The sequence below is a fragment of the Streptomyces phaeofaciens genome (assembly GCF_014648915.1).
GTDB lineage: Bacteria > Actinomycetota > Actinomycetes > Streptomycetales > Streptomycetaceae > Streptomyces > Streptomyces phaeofaciens.
Map to the genome: position 1 here is coordinate 128,441 of NZ_BMSA01000011.1, position 19,409 is coordinate 147,849.

Consider the following 19,409-nt stretch of genomic DNA (forward strand, 5'->3'; position numbering starts at 1 on the left):
GCCAATGGAGTTCCGGCAGTCCAACAAGCTGAGCGAGGTCTGTTACGAGATCCGCGGCCCGGTGATCGAGCACGCCGACGCGCTGGAGGCGGCGGGGCACAGCGTGCTGCGCCTGAACACCGGCAACCCCGCGGTCTTCGGCTTCGAGGCACCGGAGGAGATCCTCCAGGACGTGATCCGGATGCTGCCGCAGGCACACGGCTACACCGATTCGAGGGGCATCCTCTCCGCCCGCCGCGCCGTGGCGCAGCGCTACCAGGAGCGCGGCCTGGAGGTCGGCGTCGACGACGTCTTCCTCGGCAACGGCGTCTCCGAGCTGGTCTCCATGGCCGTACAGGCACTGGTGGAGGACGGCGACGAGATCCTGATCCCGGCCCCCGACTTCCCCCTGTGGACGGCGGTGACCACCCTCGCGGGCGGCAAGGCGGTCCACTACCTCTGCGACGAGCAGGCGGAGTGGTACCCCGACCTGGACGACATGGCGTCGAAGATCACGGACCGTACGAAGGCCGTGGTCATCATCAACCCGAACAACCCGACCGGCGCGGTCTACCCGAAGGAGATCATCGAGGGCATCCTCGACCTGGCCCGCCGGCACGGCCTGATGGTCTTCGCCGACGAGATCTACGACCAGATCCTGTACGACGACGCCGTCCACCACTCGGCGGCCGCGCTCGCCCCCGACCTGGTGGTGCTGACCTTCTGCGGCCTGTCGAAGACGTACCGGGTGGCGGGCTTCCGCTCGGGCTGGCTCGTGGTGTCCGGCCCCCGGCAGCACGCCAGGAACTACCTGGAGGGCCTCACCATGCTGGCCTCCATGCGGCTGTGCGCCAACGCGCCCGCCCAGTACGCCATCCAGGCCGCGCTCGGGGGCCGCCAGTCCATCCGCGACCTCGTCACTCCGGGCGGCAGGCTCCACGAACAGCGCAACGTGGCCTGGGAGAAGCTCAACGAGATCCCGGGCGTGTCCTGCGTGAAGCCCAAGGGCGCGCTGTACGCGTTCGCGCGCATCGACCCCAAGGTGCACCCGATCCACGACGACGAGAAGTTCGTCCTGGACCTGCTGCTGCGGGAGAAGATCCAGGTCGTCCAGGGCACCGGCTTCAACTGGCCGACCCCCGACCACTTCCGCATCCTCACCCTCCCCCACGCGGACGACCTGGAGGCGGCCATCGGGCGGATCGGACGGTTCCTCGGCGGGTACCGGCAGTAGGCGCCGCATAGCGTGTGCCGCATGGGTGATCTGTTTCTCGTCCGGCACGGCGAGACCGCGTGGTCCCGGTCCGGGCGGCACACCGGGTGGACGGACGTCCCGCTGACCGAGCACGGGCGCGAGGAGGCGCGGCGGCTGGTGCCGCTGATCCGCTCGCACCGGGTCGGGGCCGCGTTCGTCAGTCCCCTCCAGCGGGCGCGGGAGACGGCGGAGCTGATCGGGCTGCACGGCTTCCGGGTCGACGCCGACCTGCACGAATGGGACTACGGCGGGTACGAGGGCGTCACCACCGTCGAGATCCAGCGGGAGCGGCCCGGCTGGTTCCTGTTCTCGGACGGCGTCGCGCCCGGCCCGCCCGAGCATCCCGGGGAGAGCCCGGAGCAGGTCGGGGAGCGGGCCGACCGGGTGCTGGCCAAGGTCGACGCGGCGCACGCCAATACCGAGGGGTGCGTGGTGCTGGTGGCGCACGGGCACTTCCTGCGGGTGCTGACGGCCCGGCGGCTCGGGCTGCCCGCGTCGCAGGGCGCGCACTTCCAGCTCGCCACCGGGACCCTCTGCCGGCTGGGCACCGAGCACGGGCGGCCGGTGATCGCCGCCTGGAATGTCAGACCCGGGTCGTAGCCTTCGAGAGGGCGACAGCACTCGGAGGGAGCACACCGTGACACGACCGCCGACCGCCGTGCAGCGGCGTGTGATCGACGCCGCCGAGCCGGTCACCGGGCGGCTGCGGGGGACACCGGCGCAGCTCGCGGCCCTGGTGCGGCGGGGGCTCGCCTTCCGGCACCCGAGACCGCCGCACGACCACTTCCTCACCCCGGCCGGGCACCGGATACGGGAGGCGCCGCCCGAGCCGGCCGGGGAACCCGCCGTCGGGTCGCCCCGGGCCGACACGGGGGTGTTCGCCGCGCGGGTCGGCGGCGACGAGGAGCCGGGCGCGTCCGGGCCCGCCCGTGCGCGCGAGGTGCACAGCGCCTGGCAGGGGCTGCTGGAGCTGCGCCGTATGACCAACCCCGACGGGGCGGTGGACCGTCCGTGCGCCTGGGAACGCACGCATCTGGTGCGGGCGGCCGCACTGGCGCTGGAGGCGGCGGGGCACCGGCCCGCCGAGCCGGACGCCGAGGGCTACCGGGTGCGCGCCACGCCCCAACCCGACGCGGTCGCCGTGCACGGACCGGACGGCGCGACACTCACGGCCTGCGCGGTGACACTGGAGAAGGCGGGCTGGCAGACCGGCGCGCACACCGAACCCCGGAGCAGAGCACGCTATCTGCTGGCTTCCCCACGCCGGGTGTGAGGGACATGCCAAGATCGATGCCCGATACATCGGTGCCGAGAGCACCGCTGCGCCGTCGACGAGAAGGGGAAGCCATGAGCGAGCCGTTTTCCGTCCGGATCACCGTCCGCGGATACGAGACCGACGTACAGGGCCACGTCAACCAGAGCGTGTACATCAACTACGCGGAGCACGCGCGCTGGTCGCTGCTCCAGGCCGCGGGCATCACCCAGACCGGCCTCACCGGCCGGGGCGTGGGCCCGGTCGCCCTGGAGACGACGATCCGCTACAAACGCGAGCTGCTCGCAGGTGACGAGGTCGATGTGACCTGCGCGTTCCTGTGGAGCGGCGGCAAGACGTTCCGCATCGAGCAGACCATCCGCAAGGCGGACGGCACGGTCTCCGCCGAACTCACCGCCGTCGGCGGGCTGCTGGACCTCGAGGAACGGCGCCTGGTGGCCGACCCGCAGCACTACTTCAAGGAACTGTCCACGGACCCCGGCCTGTTCGGGCTGTAGGCGCCTCCGCCGCGCCCGAGCGGTACACCGGGGCGAAGGCCGCCCCGGCGTTGCCGCCGCGACGGCCTTCGCCCGGCCGGGCACCCCGATCGTCTCGGGCCCGTGGCCGGACCCGGTGCTCAGCCGGGGGTGACCGCCTCCATCGGGTGCGTCACGTCCTTCGCGTCCTGTGCCCGCCCCAGGTGGTTGAAGACGAGGTTGAGCAGGACCGCCGCCACACAGCCGGTGGAGATACCGGAGTCCAGGACGATCCGGGCCGTCTCCGGGAACGCGTGGTAGAACTCCGGCGCGGTGATCGGGACGATGCCGACGGCGAGGGAGACGGCGACGATCAGGACGTTGTTGTCCCGTTCCAGGCCGGCCCGGACCAGGGTCTGGATGCCGCTCGCGGCGACCGAGCCGAACAGGACGACCCCGGCGCCGCCGAGCACCGGGCGCGGTACGACGGCGATCAGCGAGGCGGCCATCGGGCACAGGCCCATCAGGACCAGGAAGCCGCCGCCGGTGGCGACGACATAGCGGCTGCGGATCCGCGTCATCGCGACCAGGCCGATGTTCTGGGCGAAGGCGCTGCACATGAAGCCGTTGAAGAGGGGGCTGAGGGCCGAACCGAGGGTGTCCGCGCGCAGGCCCGCCGCGATGGTCCGCTCGTCGGCGGGCCGCTCCACGATCTCGCCCAGCGCCAGCATGTCGGCGGTGGACTCGGTCATCGAGACCACCATGACCACGCACATCGACAGGATCGCCGCGAGCTGGAACTGCGGGGCGCCGAAGTGGAACGGGGCGGGGAAGCCGACCACGTCCGCGTCCGCGACGGGCCCGAAGTCCGTGACGCCGAACGGGATCGCGAGGAGGGTGCCGGCGACCAGGCCGAGCAGCACGGCGATCTGCTTGACGAAGCCGCGGGTGAAGCGGCGCAGCAGCAGGACGATCAGGAGGGTGAGGCCGGCCAGGCTGAGGAAGGTCGTGGAGCCGTAGTCGGCGGCCGTCGGATCGGGGCCCTGGGCCCAGCCGAAGGCGACCGGCAGCAGGGACACCCCGATGAGGGTGATGACCGTACCGGTGACGACCGGCGGGAAGAAGCGGACGGCCTTGCAGAAGACGGGGGCGGCCAGGAAGCCCAGGAGTCCGGCGACGATCACCGCGCCGAAGATGACCGGCAGGGCGTCCCGCTTGTCCTCGGTGGAGGCGACGATCGCGGTCATGGGGGCGACACCGGCGAAGGTGACGCCGTTGACGAAGGGGAGCCGGGCGCCGATCTTCCAGACGCCGATCGTCTGGAGGAAGGTGGCGAGGCCCGCGGTGAAAAGGCAGGCGCCGGTGAGGAAGGTGAGGTCGGTGGCGGACAGGCCGATGGCCGCGCCCACGATCAGGGGCGGGGCGACGACTCCCGCGTACATGGCGGCCACGTGTTGCAGGCCGCTGGTCGCCATTCTCATGGCGGGGAGTTTCTCGTCGACGGGGTGGACGGACACGGCGGCTCTCCTCCGGGCGGTTACACGGCAGCTCTGGCGTGGGTGTCTGGGAGGTGGTGCGCGGTCGTGCGGGACCGGGATGGAGCGACGGACGGCAGGGGACCGTTCCGGGGCGCGCGCGTCCACGCGCGCCCCGGGCACGGCCGCCGTGGGCCCCGTACGGGGCCCCGGCCGCCGACCGAGGGCCGTCCCCCTCGGCCGGAGTCGTGAGGGCTCAGGCCCGGGCGGCGATCTCCGCCAGGCGCCGGGCCTCCTCGCGCGTGGTGCGCGCGATGGCGTCCTCGTCGGCGAGCGACAGGCGGCCGTCCGCCACGATCTGACGGCCGTTCACGAAGGACGCGGTGACCGGGGCCGCCGCGCCGAGGACGAGTGCGGTGACCGGGTCGGCGATGGAGGCGTGGGCGAGGGTGTCCAGCTTCCACAGCACCAGGTCGGCGAGCTTGCCCGGCTCCAGGGAGCCGATCTCGTGGGCGCGGCCCAGGACCCGGGCGCCGCCGTGGGTGCCCAGGCGCAGTGCCTGACGGGCGGTCAGGGCGGCCTCGCGGTGGGCGCCCAGGCGGTTGATGAGCAGGGCGTTGCGCAGTTCGGTGTGCAGTTCGCCGGACTCGTTGGACGCCGTGCCGTCGACGCCGAGGCCGACGGGGACGCCGGCCGCCAGCATGTCGGGGACGCGGGCGATGCCGGCCGCCAGGCGGGCGTTGGAGGACGGGCAGTGGGCGACACCCGTTCCCGTCCGTGCGAAGGCGTCGATGTCGGAGTCGTTCATGTGGACGCAGTGCGCCATCCACACGTCCTCGCCGAGCCAGCCGGTGGACTCGAAGTAGTCGGTCGGGCCCATGCCGAACAGCTCGTGGCAGAACTTCTCCTCCTCGACCGTCTCCGAGCCGTGGGTGTGCAGCCGCACGCCGAGCCGGCGGGCCAGCTGGGCACCCTCGCGCAGGAGTTCGGTGGAGACGGAGAAGGGCGAGCAGGGGGCCACGGCCACCTGGGTCATGGCGCCGAAGGAGGCGTCGTGGTGCTCCCGGACGGTCGCCTCGGTCGCGGCGAGGGCGCCGTCGAGGGTCTCGACGGCGAAGTCCGGGGGCAGCCCGCCGTCCTTCTCGCTGCGGTCCATGGAGCCCCGGGCGAGGGTGAAGCGGACGCCCATGTCGCGGGCGGCGCCGATGATCGCGCCGGAGAGGTCGCCGGTGCCCCGGGGGAAGACGTAGTGGTGGTCCATGGCGGTGGTGACGCCGCCGCGGGCCATCATGGCCAGGGAGCCCTGGGCCGCCGCGTGGACCATCTGCTCGTCGATGCGCGCCCAGGTCGGGTAGAGCGCGACGAGCCAGTCGAACAGGTTGTGGTCGGTGGCCAGGCCCCGGGTGATCCACTGGTAGAAGTGGTGGTGGGTGTTGACCAGGCCGGGGGTGACCAGGTGCCCGGTGGCGTCGATCCGGCGTACCACGTCGGTCAGGCCCTCGGGGGCCCGGCCCGCGCCGAGCGACTCGATGCGGTCGCCTGCGATGACGACGTGGCCGTCGGCGTACTCGGTGTCGTCGGCGTCCACGGTCGCGATCGAACAGTTCTCGATGACGATGCGCTGAACCATCGTGCGTGCGCTTCCTTCCGTATCCGTGTCCGTGTCGGCGTCAGAGGTTGGTGAGGTCCGCCGGGATCCGCGCCTCGCAGCCGTCCCGCAGGACGGTGGCCTCGATCAGGCCGTAGGGGCGGTCGGCCGCGAAGTACACCTCGTTGTCGTTCTTGAGCCCGAACGGCCCGAGGTCCACCAGGAAGTGGTGCTTGTTCGGGAGGGAGAAGCGGACCTCGTCGATCTCGGCACGCTGCTCGACGATCCGGGAGCCCATCGCGTAGAGGGTCTGCTGGAGGGAGAGCGAGTACGTCTCGGCGAAGGCCCGGAGCAGGTGCTGCCTGGTCTGCGCGTAGGACTCCTCCCAGTCGGGCGCCTGCTGCTCGTCGTCGGTCCAGTTGAACCGCCAGCGGGCGGAGACCTCGGTGGCGAGGATCCGGTCGTACGCCTCGGGGAGCGTCGTGTACTTGTCCTTGACGTAGCCCCAGAACTCGGAGTCCGTCGAGTTCAGTACGACGAGGTCCTTGAGGCCGGAGACGACCTCCCAGGACGAGCCGTCGTAGGTGATCTGGGTCAGCCGGGTCTCCTGGCCGGTGCGGGCGAAGGAGTGCGCGCCCTTCCCGCCGTGCTCGATCCGTTCCCAGCCGTACTCCTCGATCCGGATCCGGGCCCGGTGGATCGGTTCCTGCGAGGTCACGAAGTGGCGGGCGAGGTGGATGCCGAACTGCTCGGCGGACTCGATGCCGTGCTCCTTGGCGAACGCGTACACCGTGTTCTTGGTGGTGTCGGTCGGCAGGACGCTGGCGTTGGAGCCCGAGTAGTGGACGTCCTCCATGTCGCCGCTCAGCGACACGGACACGTTGAGGTCCTTGATGTGGTGCGTGGCACCGTCCCGCGTGATCCTGACGACTCGGTTCTCGGCCTTGCCGTACTGGTTCTGTCCCAACACCGGGCGGGCGGGGCGGGAATTGTCTGCCATAGCTAGCTCCCTCGGTAAACGGAGTAGCCGAACGGGTTGAGCAGCAGCGGTACGTGATAGTGCTCGCCGGCCGTCACCGCGAAGGTGATGACCACCTCGGGGAAGAACACGGCACCGCTGTCCCGATTCGCGGGGGCGTCCTGCTGCGCATCGGCTTGATTCTTCGCGGATGTCTCGAAGTACGGCTCGACCGCGAAGTCGAGCCGGACGTGGGTGGTCCCCTCCGGCAGGGCCGGGAGGTCCTTGCACCGGCCGTCCGCGTCGGTCGCGGAGCCGCCGAGCGCCTGCCAGTGCGCGTCCCGCCCGGTGCGGGCGCAGAGCCGGACGGCGACGCCCCCGGCGGGGCGGCCGACGCTGGTGTCCAGGATGTGGGTGGACACGGAGGCGGTGGTGCTCGTGGTGGTGCTGGTGCTGGTGCTCATGGGGGTGTGCTCTCAGTCCTCTTCGACGGGGGCGGCGATGCGGGCGAGCCGGATACGGTTGATCTTTCCCAGCTCGGCGCGGACGATCTCGCGCTCCTGTGCGGGCGAGTTCCCGAGCCGCTCCTGCACCGCGTCGCGCATCTGCTCGCCGGTCCGCCCGGTGGCACAGATGAGGAAGACGTGGCCGAACCGGTCCTGGTAGGCCAGGTTCAGTTCCAGCATCTGCGCCCGGAGTTCGTCGGAGGCGCCGGCCATCCCGCGCTGTTCGCGGGCCGAGGTCGGGTCGCCCGGCTTCGGGCGGCCGATCGGCGGGTGCCCGGCCATCGCCTCGGCCAGGTCGGCCGCGGTCAGCTCGGCCATGGCGGCGTCACTGGCGGCGTACAGGTCGTCGGCGGTGGCGTAGGGGCGGGCCGCGAGCAGCCGGTCCGCCCACGCTCTGGCGGCGCAGGCCTCCAGGAGGGTGGCGCGGGCCACGGACTCCTCGAGGCCGTTGAACCGGGCCAGGCCCGAAGGCGTGGAAGTCGAAGTCACGGGGTCAGCTAACGCCTCCCCGCGACACCCCGTCAACACTTTGTTGAAAATTCCGGGTAACAAGCCCCGTACGGCCGCCACGCGGCCTCGCCAGGCCCTTCCGGGCCCGGGGGTCAGGCCTCTTTCTCCCTGTTCAGGTAGTTATAGACGGTGAAGCGGGAGACCCCGAGCGCGCCCGCCACGGTCTCCACGCCGTGCCGGACGGAGAAGGCGCCCCGCACCTCGAGGATCCGGACGACCTCCTGCTTGGCCTTGCGGTCCAGGTCGGCGAGCGGCCTGCCCTGCTTGCGCTCCATGGCGGCGAGGATGTGATCGAGGGAGTCCGCGAGCTGGGGGAGTCGTACGGCGACGATGTCCGCGCCCGCCCAGGCGAGCACCACATCGTCGGGGCCGGCCTCGTCGGGCGGGACCATCTCGCCGCCCATGGCGTCGACCAGCGGCTTCACGGCCGCGATGAACGGCTCCTCGCCGCCGGGGCTCACTCGCCCTCCCCGAGGACGTTGACCTGGAGCGAGATCCGGGTGGCACCCGCGCCCAGCGACTCGCGCAACAGGGCGTCCACGGCGGCGAGCACCGCGCCGGCGCCGCCCTCCACGGTGTTGCCGAACGGTCCGACGTCCACCGTGTCCAGGTCGGCCGCCTCGATCACCTCACGGGCGACCAGCGCGTGCGCGGGTGCCTCGTCGAGGTCGAACGGCTCGGTCGTGAACTCCACTCTCAATCGCACGCGCTCAACCTAACGCGCGGTACGGCTTTCCGCCGAGCCCTCTTGACAAGCTCCGACCTCCGGCGGCAATCTTCCAATAAGCAGAAAACAACTTCCGCAATACGGAAACACTCGACACGGAAGGGAGCGCGGCCCCTCATGGGATTCGAAGACCGGCGCTTCAACGTCAACCTGTCGATCCTCTTCACGGAACTCCCGCTCCTGGAGCGCCCCGCGGCCGCCGCCGCGGCCGGCTTCACCGCGGTCGAGCTGTGGTGGCCCTGGGTCGACTCCCCCACCCCCGGGCGCTCCGCGCTCGACGCCCTGAAGCGGGCGATCGAGGACGCGGGCGTCCAGCTCACGGGCCTGAACTTCTACGCCGGCCGGCTCCCCGGCCCCGACCGCGGCGCCCTGTCGCTGCCCGGCGTGGAGTCGGAGCGCTTCCGCGCCAATGTCGAGGTGGCCACCGGCTTCGCCGAGTCCGTGGGCTGCACGGCGCTCAACGCGCTCTACGGCAACCGCGTCGACGGGGTCGACCCGGCCGAGCAGGACGCGCTCGCCCTGGAGAACCTCGTCCTGGCCGCCCGGGCCGCCGACCGGATCGGCGCGATCCTGCTGATCGAGGCGCTGAACCGGCCCGAGTCACCGCGGTATCCGCTGGTCGGCGCACCGGCCGCGGTCGGGATCGTCGACAAGGTCAACGAGGCGACGGGGCTCGGCAACGCAAAGTTCCTGATGGACCTGTACCACCTGTCGATGAACGGCGAGGACCTGCCGCGGGTGATCGAGACGTACGCGCCGAAGACCGGCCACGTGCAGATCGCCGACAACCCCGGCCGCGGCGCACCGGGCACGGGCTCGCTGCCGCTGGCGGACCTCCTCGACCAGCTGACGAAGGCGGGCTACGACGGCCTCGTCGGCCTCGAGTACAAGCCGGGCGACCGCCCGAGCGCCGAGGCCTTCGACTGGCTGCCCCGCTGAATCCCCGTACCGAGAGGCACCCTCCCATGAGCAACGCACTCCCCAAGATCGCCTGGATAGGCCTCGGCATCATGGGCTCCCCCATGTCCGAGAACCTGATCAAGGCGGGTTACGACGTCACCGGCCACACGCTGGAGCAGGACAAACTCGACCGGCTCACCGCCGCCGGCGGCACCGCGGCCGGGTCGATCGCCGAAGCGGTCGCCGACGCCGACGTGATCATCACGATGGTTCCCGCCTCGCCCCAGGTCGAGGCCATCGCCTACGGCCCGGACGGCATCCTGGCGAACGCCCGCCCCGGCGCCCTGCTCGTCGACATGTCCTCCATCACCCCGCAGACCTCCGTCGATCTGGCCGCGGCCGCGAAGGAGCGGGGAGTCCGGGTGCTGGACGCGCCCGTGTCCGGTGGTGAGGCCGGCGCGATCGAGGCCGTGCTGTCGATCATGGTCGGCGGCGAGCAGGCCGACTTCGACGCGGCGAAGCCGCTCTTCGAGGCGCTGGGCCGGACCATCGTGCTGTGCGGTCCGCACGGCTCGGGCCAGACCGTGAAGGCCGCCAACCAGCTGATCGTCGCCGTGAACATCCAGGCGTGCGCGGAGGCCGTGGTCTTCCTGGAGAGGTCGGGGGTGGACCTGGAGGCCGCGCTGGACGTCCTGGGCGGCGGCCTGGCCGGCTCGACCGTGCTGGCCCGCAAGAAGGACAACTTCCTGCGGCGGGACTTCAGGCCGGGCTTCCGCATCGACCTGCACCACAAGGACATGGGCATCGTCACCGACGCCGCCCGCACCGTCGGCGCGGCCCTGCCCGTCGGCGCGGTCGTCGCCCAGCTGGTCGCGAGCCTGCGCGCGCAGGGCGACGGCGGGCTGGACCACTCCGCGCTGCTGCGCGCGGTCGAGCGCCTCTCCGTCGCCCAGGTCTGACGACACCCCCGAGACCTCCGGGCGGCGCCCCCGCCGACAACTGTCCTGTCGCGCCCAGGCAGGGGCGCCGCCCGGAGAACCACAGGGACCGGCACAAGGTCCGCCTCCACCCGCCTCGCGAGAGCGGGCGCCCCGTGGAGGTCCGGACCCCCCGTCGGCCCGCACCCGCGGAACGGCCCGGTTTGAGGGGTGGCCGCTCGCGGCGGTGCGGGCAGGGCGAGGACCGCGGCGGTGTACGCGCCAGTGCGGTGGTGAAGGACCCGAGCCCCCTTCCCGACCTGAGGGAGGGCGGGCCCGGTCCGTCGTACCCGCCGCGGTCCCAGCCACTCACGACCCCGTCCGGCGGCGCGAACGTCCTGTCGCGCCCAGCCTCGCGCCGTCGGACGGCCGGCGAACGCCCAGGGCTCACCGCCGGTGAGCCCTGGGCGTTCGCCGTTCCGCGTGCGGATCCACGGCACCCGCAGGACGCTGAGGGCATGGGCAATCCGACGCGGTTTCCGCACATCGTGGTCCACCCGCCGGCGCTGGACGGCTCCCGGCGGGTCACCTCCGAGGACATCGTCCTCGGCGTCGCCTCGCATCTCGACGACGTGGTCGAGATCCTGCGCCTGGCCGACCTGGACCGGATCGAGGTGGAGGTGAGCGACCTCATCGAGTGGCAGGGCGGCGGCCCGGACGACTGGCCCGGACTGTCGGAGCACCATGGACAGCAGGAGGCGTAGCCGGGCTACGTCAACCTCAAATCAACCTCTGAACATGGTTCAGCAGGCTTCACCCACCCCTGTCCGCGGGCACATGGTGGTCACGTGGGGCCCGTCGGCACGGGGGCGGCGGGCCCCCGCCACGGGGGTGCGCCATGCGTCACGACAGCTCGGTCCGGCTTCAGCCGTACGAGGTCGCGCTGCTGCGGGGAGGTCCCCGCGCGGCCGTCATGACGGCGGTCGTCGACCTGCATCTGCGGGGCGTCGTCGAGGCGGGCCGGCCCGGCAGACTGCGGACCTCGGGAGCGTCCCCCGAGGCTGCCGGGCAGGCCACGCCTCCCCTTCCGCCGCTCGCCGAAGCCGTGCGTACGGCCCTCGAACGGCCCGCCGGCCTGCCGGAGCTGCTGGTCCACCCGGCCGTCCGCCGGGCCCTGGCCGAGCTGGTGCGGGGCGTGCGGTCGGCGGGCATGATGCGTCTTCTGCCACCGCACCGGAGCCGGGCCGGCCGGAACGCGCTGCGGGCCCTGCGGGCCGAACATCCGCTCCCGGCCCACCGCAAGGACGTGCCGCCGGACGACGCCGTGCCGGCCGTGGCCCTGTACGGCGAGCAGGCCCTGCACGTCCTCGTGCCGCGCTTCGCCCTGCGGGCCGGGCTGCTGCCGCGTGCCGGCGTGACGGACGACAAGCCCTTCCACCGGCGTGCTCCGCGCGGGGGTGGCAGCGGCGGCTCGGGGTACTACTGCGGCGGAGCGACCTCCTGCGGCGGCTCGTACTGAGCGGACCGGGAACCCGCCGGACATGCGGAACCGGACATGCGGAAGGGGGCGGCCCGTCCCCCGGACGGCCGCCCCCGGCAGGGACCCGGCTCAGACCTTCAGCGTCCTGACGGACGTCGGCGCGTGCCCCGGCTCGGTCGCGATCTCCTCGAACTCCACGATGTTGCCGATGTCGTTGGTGGTCGACATCGCGATGTTGGTGACGCGCTCCAGGATCGCCTCGACGACGACCGGCACCCGGAACTCGGCGGCCAGCTTCTTCGCCTGCTCGAAGGCGGCGCCCAGCTCGGCGGGGTCGGTCACCCGGATCGCCTTGCAGCCGAGCCCCTCGGCCACCTTGACGTGGTCGACGCCGTAGAGGCCCAGCTCGGGCGAGTTGATGTTCTCGAACTCCAGCTTGACCTGGAAGTCGATGTCGAACGCCCGCTGCGCCTGCCGGATCAGGCCCAGGTACGCGTTGTTCACCAGGACATGGATGTACGGGATCCGGTGCTGCGCGCCGACCGCCAGCTCCTCGATCATGAACTGGAAGTCGTAGTCGCCGGAGAGTGCGACGACCTGGGCCTCGGGGTCGGCCTTGGCCACCCCCAGCGCGGCCGGGACGGTCCAGCCGAGCGGGCCCGCCTGGCCGCAGTTGATCCAGTGGCGCGGCCGGTAGACATGCAGCATCTGGGCGCCGGCGATCTGGGAGAGGCCGATGGTGGTGACGTAGCGGGTCTCCGGGCCGAACGCCTTGTTCATCTCCTCGTAGACGCGCTGCGGCTTGATCGGGATGTCGTCGAAGTGGGTACGGCGCTGGAGCGTCGCCCGCTTCTCCTGCGCGGCGGCCGCCCACGCCGAACGGTCGGGCAGCCGGCCCGCCGCCTTCAGCTCCTTCGCCGCCTCGACGAACAGCTCCAGGGCCGCCCGGGCGTCGGAGGCGATGCCGTAGTCGGGGGCGAAGATCCGGCCGATCTGGGTGGGCTCGACGTCGACGTGCACGAAGGTGCGGCCCTCGGTGTAGACGTCGATCCGGCCGGTGTGGCGGTTGGCCCACCGGTTGCCGATGCCGAGGACGAAGTCGGACTCCAGGAAGGTCGCGTTGCCGTAGCGGTGCGAGGTCTGCAGGCCGACCATGCCGGCGTTCAGCTCGTGGTCGTCGGGGATCGCGCCCCAGCCCATCAGGGTCGGGATCACCGGGGTGCCGGTGATCTCGGCGAACTCGACGAGCAGTGCGCAGGCGTCGGCGCCGATGACCCCGCCGCCCGCGACGATCAGCGGGCGCTCGGCGGCGTTCAGCATGCCGAGCGCCTTGTCGATCTGGGCGCGGGTCGCGGCCGGCTTGAAGACCGGGAGCGGCTCGTAGGTGTCGGGGTCGAACTCGATCTCCGTCTGCTGGACGTCGACCGGCAGGTCGATCAGGACCGGGCCGGGGCGGCCGGAGCGCATCAGGTGGAAGGCCTGCTGGAAGACGCCCGGGACCTGGGCGGCCTCCAGGACGGTGACCGCCATCTTCGTCACCGGTGTCGCGATCGAGGCGATGTCGACGGCCTGGAAGTCCTCCTTGTGGATCACGGCGGTCGGCGCCTGGCCGGTGATGCACAGGATCGGGACGGAGTCGCCGAGGGCCGAGTACAGGCCGGTGATCATGTCGGTGCCGGCCGGTCCCGAGGTGCCGATGCAGACGCCGATGTTGCCCGGGTGGGTGCGGGTGTAGCCCTCCGCCATGTGCGAGGCGCCCTCGACATGGCGGGCCAGGGTGTGCTGGATGCCTCCGGAGGCCTTGAGGGCCGCGTAGAAGGGGTTGATCGCCGCGCCGGGCACACCGAACGCGGCGGTGACGCCCTCGCGCCTGAGGATCTCAACTGCCGCGCGGGCAGCGGTCATTCGAGCCATCGAGTACTCCTGCTTCGGCTGTCGGAATCGCTCTCCCGTCGCGCCCCGCGGTGAGAACTTGGCGTTTCCTTGGAATTTCCACATTGTGGAAAACTTTTTCTACTATCTGGAAGCAATGTAGGTGGGCGCGCGAAGGTCGTCAAGAGACGGACACGGGCGGGCCGAAGGAGGACGATGGGGGCCATGTCCGAGAGCGTGCCGGTGCGCTGCCCGGCCTGCCGGCACGAGCGCCCCTACACCGCGCCGTCCTATCCGTGCGCGTGCGGTGCCCCCGTCGTCCCCGTGCTGGACCGCCGGACGGCACCCGCGGCCGTCGTCCACCGGGTGTGGGACGAGGAGTGGATCACCCTGCGCTGCGCGGCCTGCGGCCGCCAGGGTCAGTGGCCGCGCCCCGAACTGGGCTGCCCCTGCGGGACCGTGCTGCGGATCCCCGTGGCCGGACAGACCGGTCCGGGGCGGCGGCCGGCGGCCGTCGCGAAACCGGCGCCGGCGCCGGTCCCGGCCCCGGCGGCGGACGGCCGCCGTGCCTTCCGCTCCGTCGCCATCCGTACCGCGCTCGACGCGGTCACCGCCGCCGCGCTGTATCTGCGCTGGCTCGGCCACGGCGACGTCCGGCGGGCCGACCAGCGGCCCACGTCCGGCATCGGGCTCGCCGCGAAGGGGCTGCTGGCCCAGGTGGATCCGAGCGTGCGCCCGGCCTCGCTGCGGGACGTGGAGTGCCTGTGGCTCACGGCCATGACGGAGTCGTCGCGGTGCGTGTACTTCTCGCTCGCCGGGTACGCCGACGACGCCCGCGCCGGCGCCGACCGGCTGGGTGTCCCGCTGTTCCTGCTGGATCCCACGGGCACCCCGCGCCCGGTGAACGCGACGGCCGCCGCCCTGGACGCCGAGGGCGCCTGAGCGACGGCCGGGCGAGGCGGTCAGCCGCCGTACGTCTCGCGCAGCTCGATCTTGCGGACCTTCCCCGACACCGTCATCGGGAAGGCGTCCAGCACCTGGAGCCGGCTCGGGATCTTGTAGTGCGCGAGCCGCCCCTCGCAGAAGACGCGTACGTCGTCCAGCGTCGGCGGGTCCGCCGGATCGCGCGGGATCACACAGGCGAGGACCTCCTCGCCGTACCTCTCGTGCGGGACGCCGACGACCTGGACGTCCTGGATCCCGGGGTGCCCGTAGAGGAACTCCTCGATCTCGCGCGGGTAGATGTTCTCGCCACCCCGGATGATCATGTCCTTGATCCGGCCGACGATCTCGACGTACCCGTCCTCGCGCATCACCGCGAGGTCCCCGGTGTGCATCCAGCGGCCCGCGTCGACGGCCTCGGCGGTCTTCTCCGGCTCGTTCCAGTAACCGAGCATCACGCTGTACCCGCGGGTGCACAGCTCGCCCGCCGCGCCGCGCGGCCGCGTCACCCCGGTCGCCGGGTCGACGACCTTCACCTCGATGTGCGGGAGGACCCGGCCGACCGTGCCGGTGCGGTGCTCCAGGTCGTCGTCGCGGCGGGTCTGGGTGGAGACGGGCGAGGTCTCCGTCATGCCGTAGGCGATCGACACCTCCGCCATGTTCATCTCGGCGACCACCCGTTTCATCACCTCCACCGGGCAGGGCGAGCCCGCCATGATGCCGGTGCGCAGGGACGACAGGTCGTAGGAGGCGAAGTCGGGGAGGTTCAGCTCCGCGATGAACATGGTCGGGACGCCGTACAGGGAGGTGCACCGCTCGCGCTGGACCGCCTCCAGCGTGGCCCCCGGCTCGAAGGAGGGTGCGGGGATGACCATGCAGGCGCCGTGCGAGGTCGCCGCCAGGTTGCCCATCACCATGCCGAAGCAGTGGTAGAAGGGCACGGGGATGCAGATCCGGTCCTGCTCGCTGTAGCCGACCATCTCCCCCACGAAGTAGCCGTTGTTGAGGATGTTGTGGTGGGAGAGGGTGGCCCCCTTGGGGAAGCCCGTCGTGCCCGAGGTGTACTGGATGTTGACCGGGTCGTCGCAGGACAGTTCCTCCGGGCGGGCGTCGGGGGTCGCCCGGGCGAGCAGCGCCTCCCAGCTCGGGTCGCCGATGTACACCACCTCGCGCAGCCGCGCGCACCGGGGCCGCACCTGCTCGATCATCGCCCGGTAGTCGCTGGTCCGGTGCCGCACGGAGGCGAAGAGCAGGGACACTCCGGCCTGTTCGAGGACGTACTCGACCTCGTGGGTCCGGTAGGCCGGGTTGATGTTGACCATGATCGCCCCGATGCGGGCGGTGGCGTACTGGACGAGCACCCACTCCGCGCAGTTGACCGCCCAGATCCCCACCCGGTCGCCCTTGACGACCCCGGCGCCCAGCAGGGCCGAGGCCAGCCGCTCCACGTCCGCGCCGAACGCGGCGTACGTCCAGCGCCGGCCCGACGGCACGTCGACCAGCGCGTCGCGGTCCGGCCAGGCCGCCACGGCCCGGTCCAGGTTGGCGCCGATGGTGTCGCCGAGCAGCGGGGTCGCGCCGGTGCCGTGGCTGTACGAGAGGTCCGCGGGGCTCACCGGAAGTCCTCCTCGCGGTACTCGTCCGCCGAGCCCGCTGCCGTCGCCTCGCGCAGCTCGATCCGGCGGATCTTGCCGCTGACCGTCTTGGGCAGCGGGGCGAACTCCAGGCGGCGGACGCGCTTGTAGGGGGCGAGGACCTCACGGGAGTGCTCGAAGAGGATCTTCGCCGTGCCGGGGCCGGGCTCCCAGCCCTCGGCGAGGACGACGTACGCCTTGGGCACGGCGAGCCGCAGGTCGTCCGGGGCGGGCACGACGGCCGCCTCGGCCACCGCCTCGTGCTCCAGCAGCGCGCTCTCCAGCTCGAAGGGGCTGATCTTGTAGTCGGAGGCCTTGAAGACGTCGTCGGCGCGGCCGACATAGGTGAGGTAGCCGTCCTCGTCCCGTGCGCCGATGTCACCGGTGCGGTAGTAGCCGCCGGCCATCGCCTCCGCCGTACGGTCGGCGTCGCCGTGGTAGCCGGTCATCACGCCGACCGGGCGGGCCGAGAGGTCGAGCGCGATCTCGCCCTCGGCCGCGCCGGGCGCGCCCGACACCGGGTCGAGCAGCTCCACCCGGTAGCCGGGGCTGGGCCGGCCCATGGAACCGGTCTTCAGCTCCTGGCCGGGGCTGTTGGCGATCTGGACGGCCGTCTCGGTCTGTCCGAAGCCGTCCCGGACGGTGACGCCCCAGGCGCGCCGGACCTGCTCGATGACCTCGGGGTTGAGGGGTTCACCGGCGGCCACGGCCTCGCGGGGCGGGGTGCGCAGCTGGGTGAGGTCGGCCTGGATGAGCATGCGCCAGACGGTGGGCGGGGCGCAGAACGTCGTCACGCCCGCCCGGTCCATCTCCGCCATCAGCCGGGCCGGGTCGAAGCGGGTGTAGTTGTGGATGAAGACGGTCGCCTCGGCGTTCCAGGGGGCGAAGAGGTTCGACCAGGCGTGCTTGGCCCAGCCCGGCGAGGAGATGTTCAGGTGTACGTCGCCGGGCTGGAGGCCGATCCAGTACAGGGTCGCGAGATGGCCGACCGGGTACGAGGTGTGGGTGTGCTCGACCAGCTTGGGGCGGGCGGTCGTGCCGGAGGTGAAGTACAGCATCAGCGGGTCGTCGGCGCGGGTGGGGCCGTCGGGGGTGAAGCCGGCGGGGGCGTCGTAACCGTTCTCGTAACGCTGCCAGCCGGTGCCGGTCGTCTCCGGTGCGGCGCCGCCGACGGCGATCCGGGTGTAGTCCCCCGGCACCTCGTCGAACTTGGCCGTGTCCTCGGCCCGTACGAGCACGTGCCGGACCCGGCCGCGCTCCACCCGGTCGCGCAGGTCGGCGGGGCCGAGCAGCGGAGTGGCCGGGATGACGACGGCGCGCAGCTTCATCGCGGCCAGGGCGGTCTCCCAGAGTTCGGCCTGGTTGCCGAGCATGACGAGGATCCGGTCCTCGGCGCCGACCCCGCGGCCGCGCAGCCAGTTGGCGATCCGGTCGGAGCGCTCGGCGAGTTCGGCGAAGGTCAGCCGGGTCTCGGAGCCGTCCTCCTCGACGATGTGCAGGGCGGTGCGGTCGTTGCCGTCCGCGATGACGTCGAACCAGTCGAGGGCCCAGTTGAAGTACTCCGGCCGGGGCCACTCGAACCGTTCGTAAGCGGTGGTGTAGTTCTCGCGGTGCTCCAGCAGGAAGTCCCGTGCCCTGCGGAAGCTCTCCGTCGCCGTCGTCATCCGTCCTCCTTGCTTCTTGGGTCGTGCGCCGGTGGGGCGTGCTCGGCGGGTGTCTCGCCCCTTCGGGTCACTCCCGTGGTTCCGGACCATTGCCGGGCGGCTCTCTGACATCGTGTAATCCGTGATGCAGGTCTCACTACCCCCGAACGGGGGTGTGCGGTACCTAGGGAGTGTCTTGTGCATCAGGTCGGCTCCGCGTGACGGGGGCTTGAGGACGGGCCCGCCGCCCCGGCAAGATCCACGAGAGATCCCCTAGCCACGCGGAAAGGGCGAGGACGTGGCAGCAGACGCGGCCGGAACGGCGGAGATGCGCGGTGCGCTGGCACGGCTGCGGCGTACGACGGGGCTGCCGGTCGCCTTCGGCGGGCTGGTGGAGCCGGGGCGCCGGCGGATGCGGATCAGCGAGTTCAGCGGCGCGGCCACGCTCGCGCTCAGCGGGCTGGCGGTGACCTCCGGCAACGGCCTCGGCGGCAAGGCGGTCGCGCTGGCCCGCCCGTGCGCGGTGAGCGACTACTCCCTCTCCCGGCGGATCAGCCACGAGTACGACGCGGCCGTCGCCGAGGAGGGCCTGCGCTCGGTACTGGCCGTCCCGGTGGTGGTGCGGCGCCGGGTGCGCGGAGTGCTGTACGGCGCCCTGCGCACCGCCCAGCCGCTGGGCGACCGCACGCTGGACGCGGCGGTGGACGTGGCGCGGGAGGTGGAGCAGGCGCTGGTCGTCGGGGACGAGGTGCGCGAGCTGCTGACGGCGGCCCGGCCGCAGCCCGACCGCGGTGCCGAGTGGGAGCAGGTGCGGGAGGCGCACGCGGCGCTGCGCGCCCTGGCCCCGAGGATCACCGATCCGGTCCTGCGTGCCGACCTGCTCGACGTCTGCGGGCTGCTGGCCCCGGGGCGCGAGGAGGGGGCGGCCGCCGGGGAGCGGCCGGTGGTGCTCGCCCCGCGTGAGCTGGACGTACTGGCGTGTGTGGCGGCGGGGGCGACGAACGCGGCGGCGGCCGAGCGGCTGGGCCTGCGCCCGGAGACGGTGAAGGGGTACCTGCGGTCGGCGATGCGCCGGCTCGGCGCCCATACGCGCGGGGAGGCGGTGGTCGCGGCGCGGCGGGCGGGACTGCTGCCGTAGGAAACATGGCCGTGGCAGAGTGCTCGGATCACGCCGGGGAGGGGTCCGCACGATCAGATTCCATTCACCGGCGGCCGCGATGAATTTACCTCTGCGTCATGTTGTTATCTGACTCACCACGCTGTCCCTCCGAATTTCAAAGAGACATTGCCTAGAA

The 19,409-nt window shown here is 72.1% G+C and carries 20 protein-coding genes; 10 read left to right on the plus strand and 10 right to left on the minus strand.

Annotation, left to right across the window (positions count from 1 at the left end; genetic code table 11):
• Positions 1–4: 4 nt before the first annotated feature.
• The 4 genes from IE275_RS19900 (at position 5) to IE275_RS19915 (ending at position 3,004) form a co-directional block, all read left to right on the plus strand.
• Complete coding sequence (locus IE275_RS19900) at positions 5–1,213, plus strand: pyridoxal phosphate-dependent aminotransferase (protein WP_189712676.1); 1,209 nt, start codon at positions 5–7, stop codon at positions 1,211–1,213.
• Positions 1,214–1,234: 21 nt separating this feature from the next.
• The gene (locus tag IE275_RS19905) at positions 1,235–1,834 is read left to right on the plus strand and encodes a histidine phosphatase family protein (RefSeq protein ID WP_189712677.1); all 600 of its coding nucleotides are present in this window, start codon (positions 1,235–1,237) and stop codon (positions 1,832–1,834) included.
• 37 nt (positions 1,835–1,871) lie between these two features.
• Positions 1,872–2,507 (plus strand): hypothetical protein, encoded by a 636-nt coding sequence (locus IE275_RS19910; protein ID WP_189712678.1) that lies wholly within the window; start codon positions 1,872–1,874, stop codon positions 2,505–2,507.
• 74 nt (positions 2,508–2,581) lie between these two features.
• The gene (locus tag IE275_RS19915) at positions 2,582–3,004 is read left to right on the plus strand and encodes an acyl-CoA thioesterase (protein ID WP_189712679.1); all 423 of its coding nucleotides are present in this window, start codon (positions 2,582–2,584) and stop codon (positions 3,002–3,004) included.
• A 119-nt stretch (positions 3,005–3,123) separates the two neighbouring features.
• On the opposite strand, the gene IE275_RS19920 is transcribed toward IE275_RS19915, so the two are convergent.
• From IE275_RS19920 to IE275_RS19950, 7 genes are all read right to left on the minus strand, one after another.
• Entirely contained in the window at positions 3,124–4,479 is a 1,356-nt protein-coding gene (locus IE275_RS19920; protein WP_189712680.1) for a nucleobase:cation symporter-2 family protein, read from the minus strand.
• Positions 4,480–4,693: 214 nt separating this feature from the next.
• Entirely contained in the window at positions 4,694–6,067 is a 1,374-nt protein-coding gene (locus IE275_RS19925) for an 8-oxoguanine deaminase (RefSeq protein ID WP_189712681.1), read from the minus strand.
• 40 nt (positions 6,068–6,107) lie between these two features.
• Positions 6,108–7,025: a factor-independent urate hydroxylase gene (gene pucL / locus IE275_RS19930; protein ID WP_189712682.1), complete on the minus strand. Its 918-nt coding sequence runs from the start codon at positions 7,023–7,025 to the stop codon at positions 6,108–6,110.
• A 2-nt stretch (positions 7,026–7,027) separates the two neighbouring features.
• Positions 7,028–7,447: a hydroxyisourate hydrolase gene (uraH, locus tag IE275_RS19935; protein WP_189712683.1), complete on the minus strand. Its 420-nt coding sequence runs from the start codon at positions 7,445–7,447 to the stop codon at positions 7,028–7,030.
• A gap of 12 nt (positions 7,448–7,459) precedes the next feature.
• Positions 7,460–7,978 carry a 2-oxo-4-hydroxy-4-carboxy-5-ureidoimidazoline decarboxylase gene (gene uraD / locus IE275_RS19940; RefSeq protein WP_189712684.1) on the minus strand — a complete coding sequence of 173 codons (519 nt, stop codon included), beginning with the start codon at positions 7,976–7,978 and terminating at the stop codon, positions 7,460–7,462.
• 113 nt (positions 7,979–8,091) lie between these two features.
• On the minus strand, positions 8,092–8,403 hold the full coding sequence (locus tag IE275_RS19945) for a helix-turn-helix domain-containing protein (protein WP_373299262.1): 312 nt from the start codon (positions 8,401–8,403) through the stop codon (positions 8,092–8,094).
• Positions 8,404–8,456: 53 nt separating this feature from the next.
• On the minus strand, positions 8,457–8,705 hold the full coding sequence (locus IE275_RS19950) for a YkoF family thiamine-binding protein (protein ID WP_189712686.1): 249 nt from the start codon (positions 8,703–8,705) through the stop codon (positions 8,457–8,459).
• 138 nt (positions 8,706–8,843) lie between these two features.
• On the opposite strand from IE275_RS19950, the gene IE275_RS19955 reads away from it, so the two are divergent.
• The 4 genes from IE275_RS19955 (at position 8,844) to IE275_RS19970 (ending at position 12,062) form a co-directional block, all read left to right on the plus strand.
• Complete coding sequence (locus tag IE275_RS19955) at positions 8,844–9,665, plus strand: TIM barrel protein (RefSeq protein WP_189712687.1); 822 nt, start codon at positions 8,844–8,846, stop codon at positions 9,663–9,665.
• Between the two features lie 26 nt (positions 9,666–9,691).
• Positions 9,692–10,585: a 2-hydroxy-3-oxopropionate reductase gene (locus IE275_RS19960; protein ID WP_189712688.1), complete on the plus strand. Its 894-nt coding sequence runs from the start codon at positions 9,692–9,694 to the stop codon at positions 10,583–10,585.
• A gap of 476 nt (positions 10,586–11,061) precedes the next feature.
• Positions 11,062–11,307: a hypothetical protein gene (locus IE275_RS19965; protein WP_189712689.1), complete on the plus strand. Its 246-nt coding sequence runs from the start codon at positions 11,062–11,064 to the stop codon at positions 11,305–11,307.
• Between the two features lie 59 nt (positions 11,308–11,366).
• Positions 11,367–12,062 (plus strand): TIGR04222 domain-containing membrane protein, encoded by a 696-nt coding sequence (locus tag IE275_RS19970; protein ID WP_189712805.1) that lies wholly within the window; start codon positions 11,367–11,369, stop codon positions 12,060–12,062.
• A gap of 90 nt (positions 12,063–12,152) precedes the next feature.
• Here IE275_RS19970 and gcl read toward each other — a convergent pair whose 3' ends face one another.
• Positions 12,153–13,937 (minus strand): glyoxylate carboligase, encoded by a 1,785-nt coding sequence (gcl, locus tag IE275_RS19975; protein WP_189712690.1) that lies wholly within the window; start codon positions 13,935–13,937, stop codon positions 12,153–12,155.
• 174 nt (positions 13,938–14,111) lie between these two features.
• On the opposite strand from gcl, the gene IE275_RS19980 reads away from it, so the two are divergent.
• Complete coding sequence (locus IE275_RS19980) at positions 14,112–14,837, plus strand: hypothetical protein (protein ID WP_189712691.1); 726 nt, start codon at positions 14,112–14,114, stop codon at positions 14,835–14,837.
• Positions 14,838–14,857: 20 nt separating this feature from the next.
• Here IE275_RS19980 and IE275_RS19985 read toward each other — a convergent pair whose 3' ends face one another.
• On the minus strand, positions 14,858–16,453 hold the full coding sequence (locus IE275_RS19985; RefSeq protein WP_189712692.1) for an AMP-binding protein: 1,596 nt from the start codon (positions 16,451–16,453) through the stop codon (positions 14,858–14,860).
• Positions 16,450–18,135, minus strand: a complete 1,686-nt coding sequence (locus IE275_RS19990; RefSeq protein ID WP_189712693.1) for an AMP-binding protein — start codon at positions 18,133–18,135, stop codon at positions 16,450–16,452. The genes IE275_RS19985 and IE275_RS19990 overlap by 4 nt, the downstream gene beginning before the upstream one ends.
• Before the next feature lie 277 nt (positions 18,136–18,412).
• Between IE275_RS19990 and IE275_RS19995 the strand changes: the two genes are divergently transcribed.
• A complete protein-coding gene (locus IE275_RS19995; RefSeq protein ID WP_189712694.1) occupies positions 18,413–19,252 on the plus strand; it encodes a response regulator transcription factor in 840 nt (279 codons plus the stop codon).
• Positions 19,253–19,409: the final 157 nt, after the last annotated feature.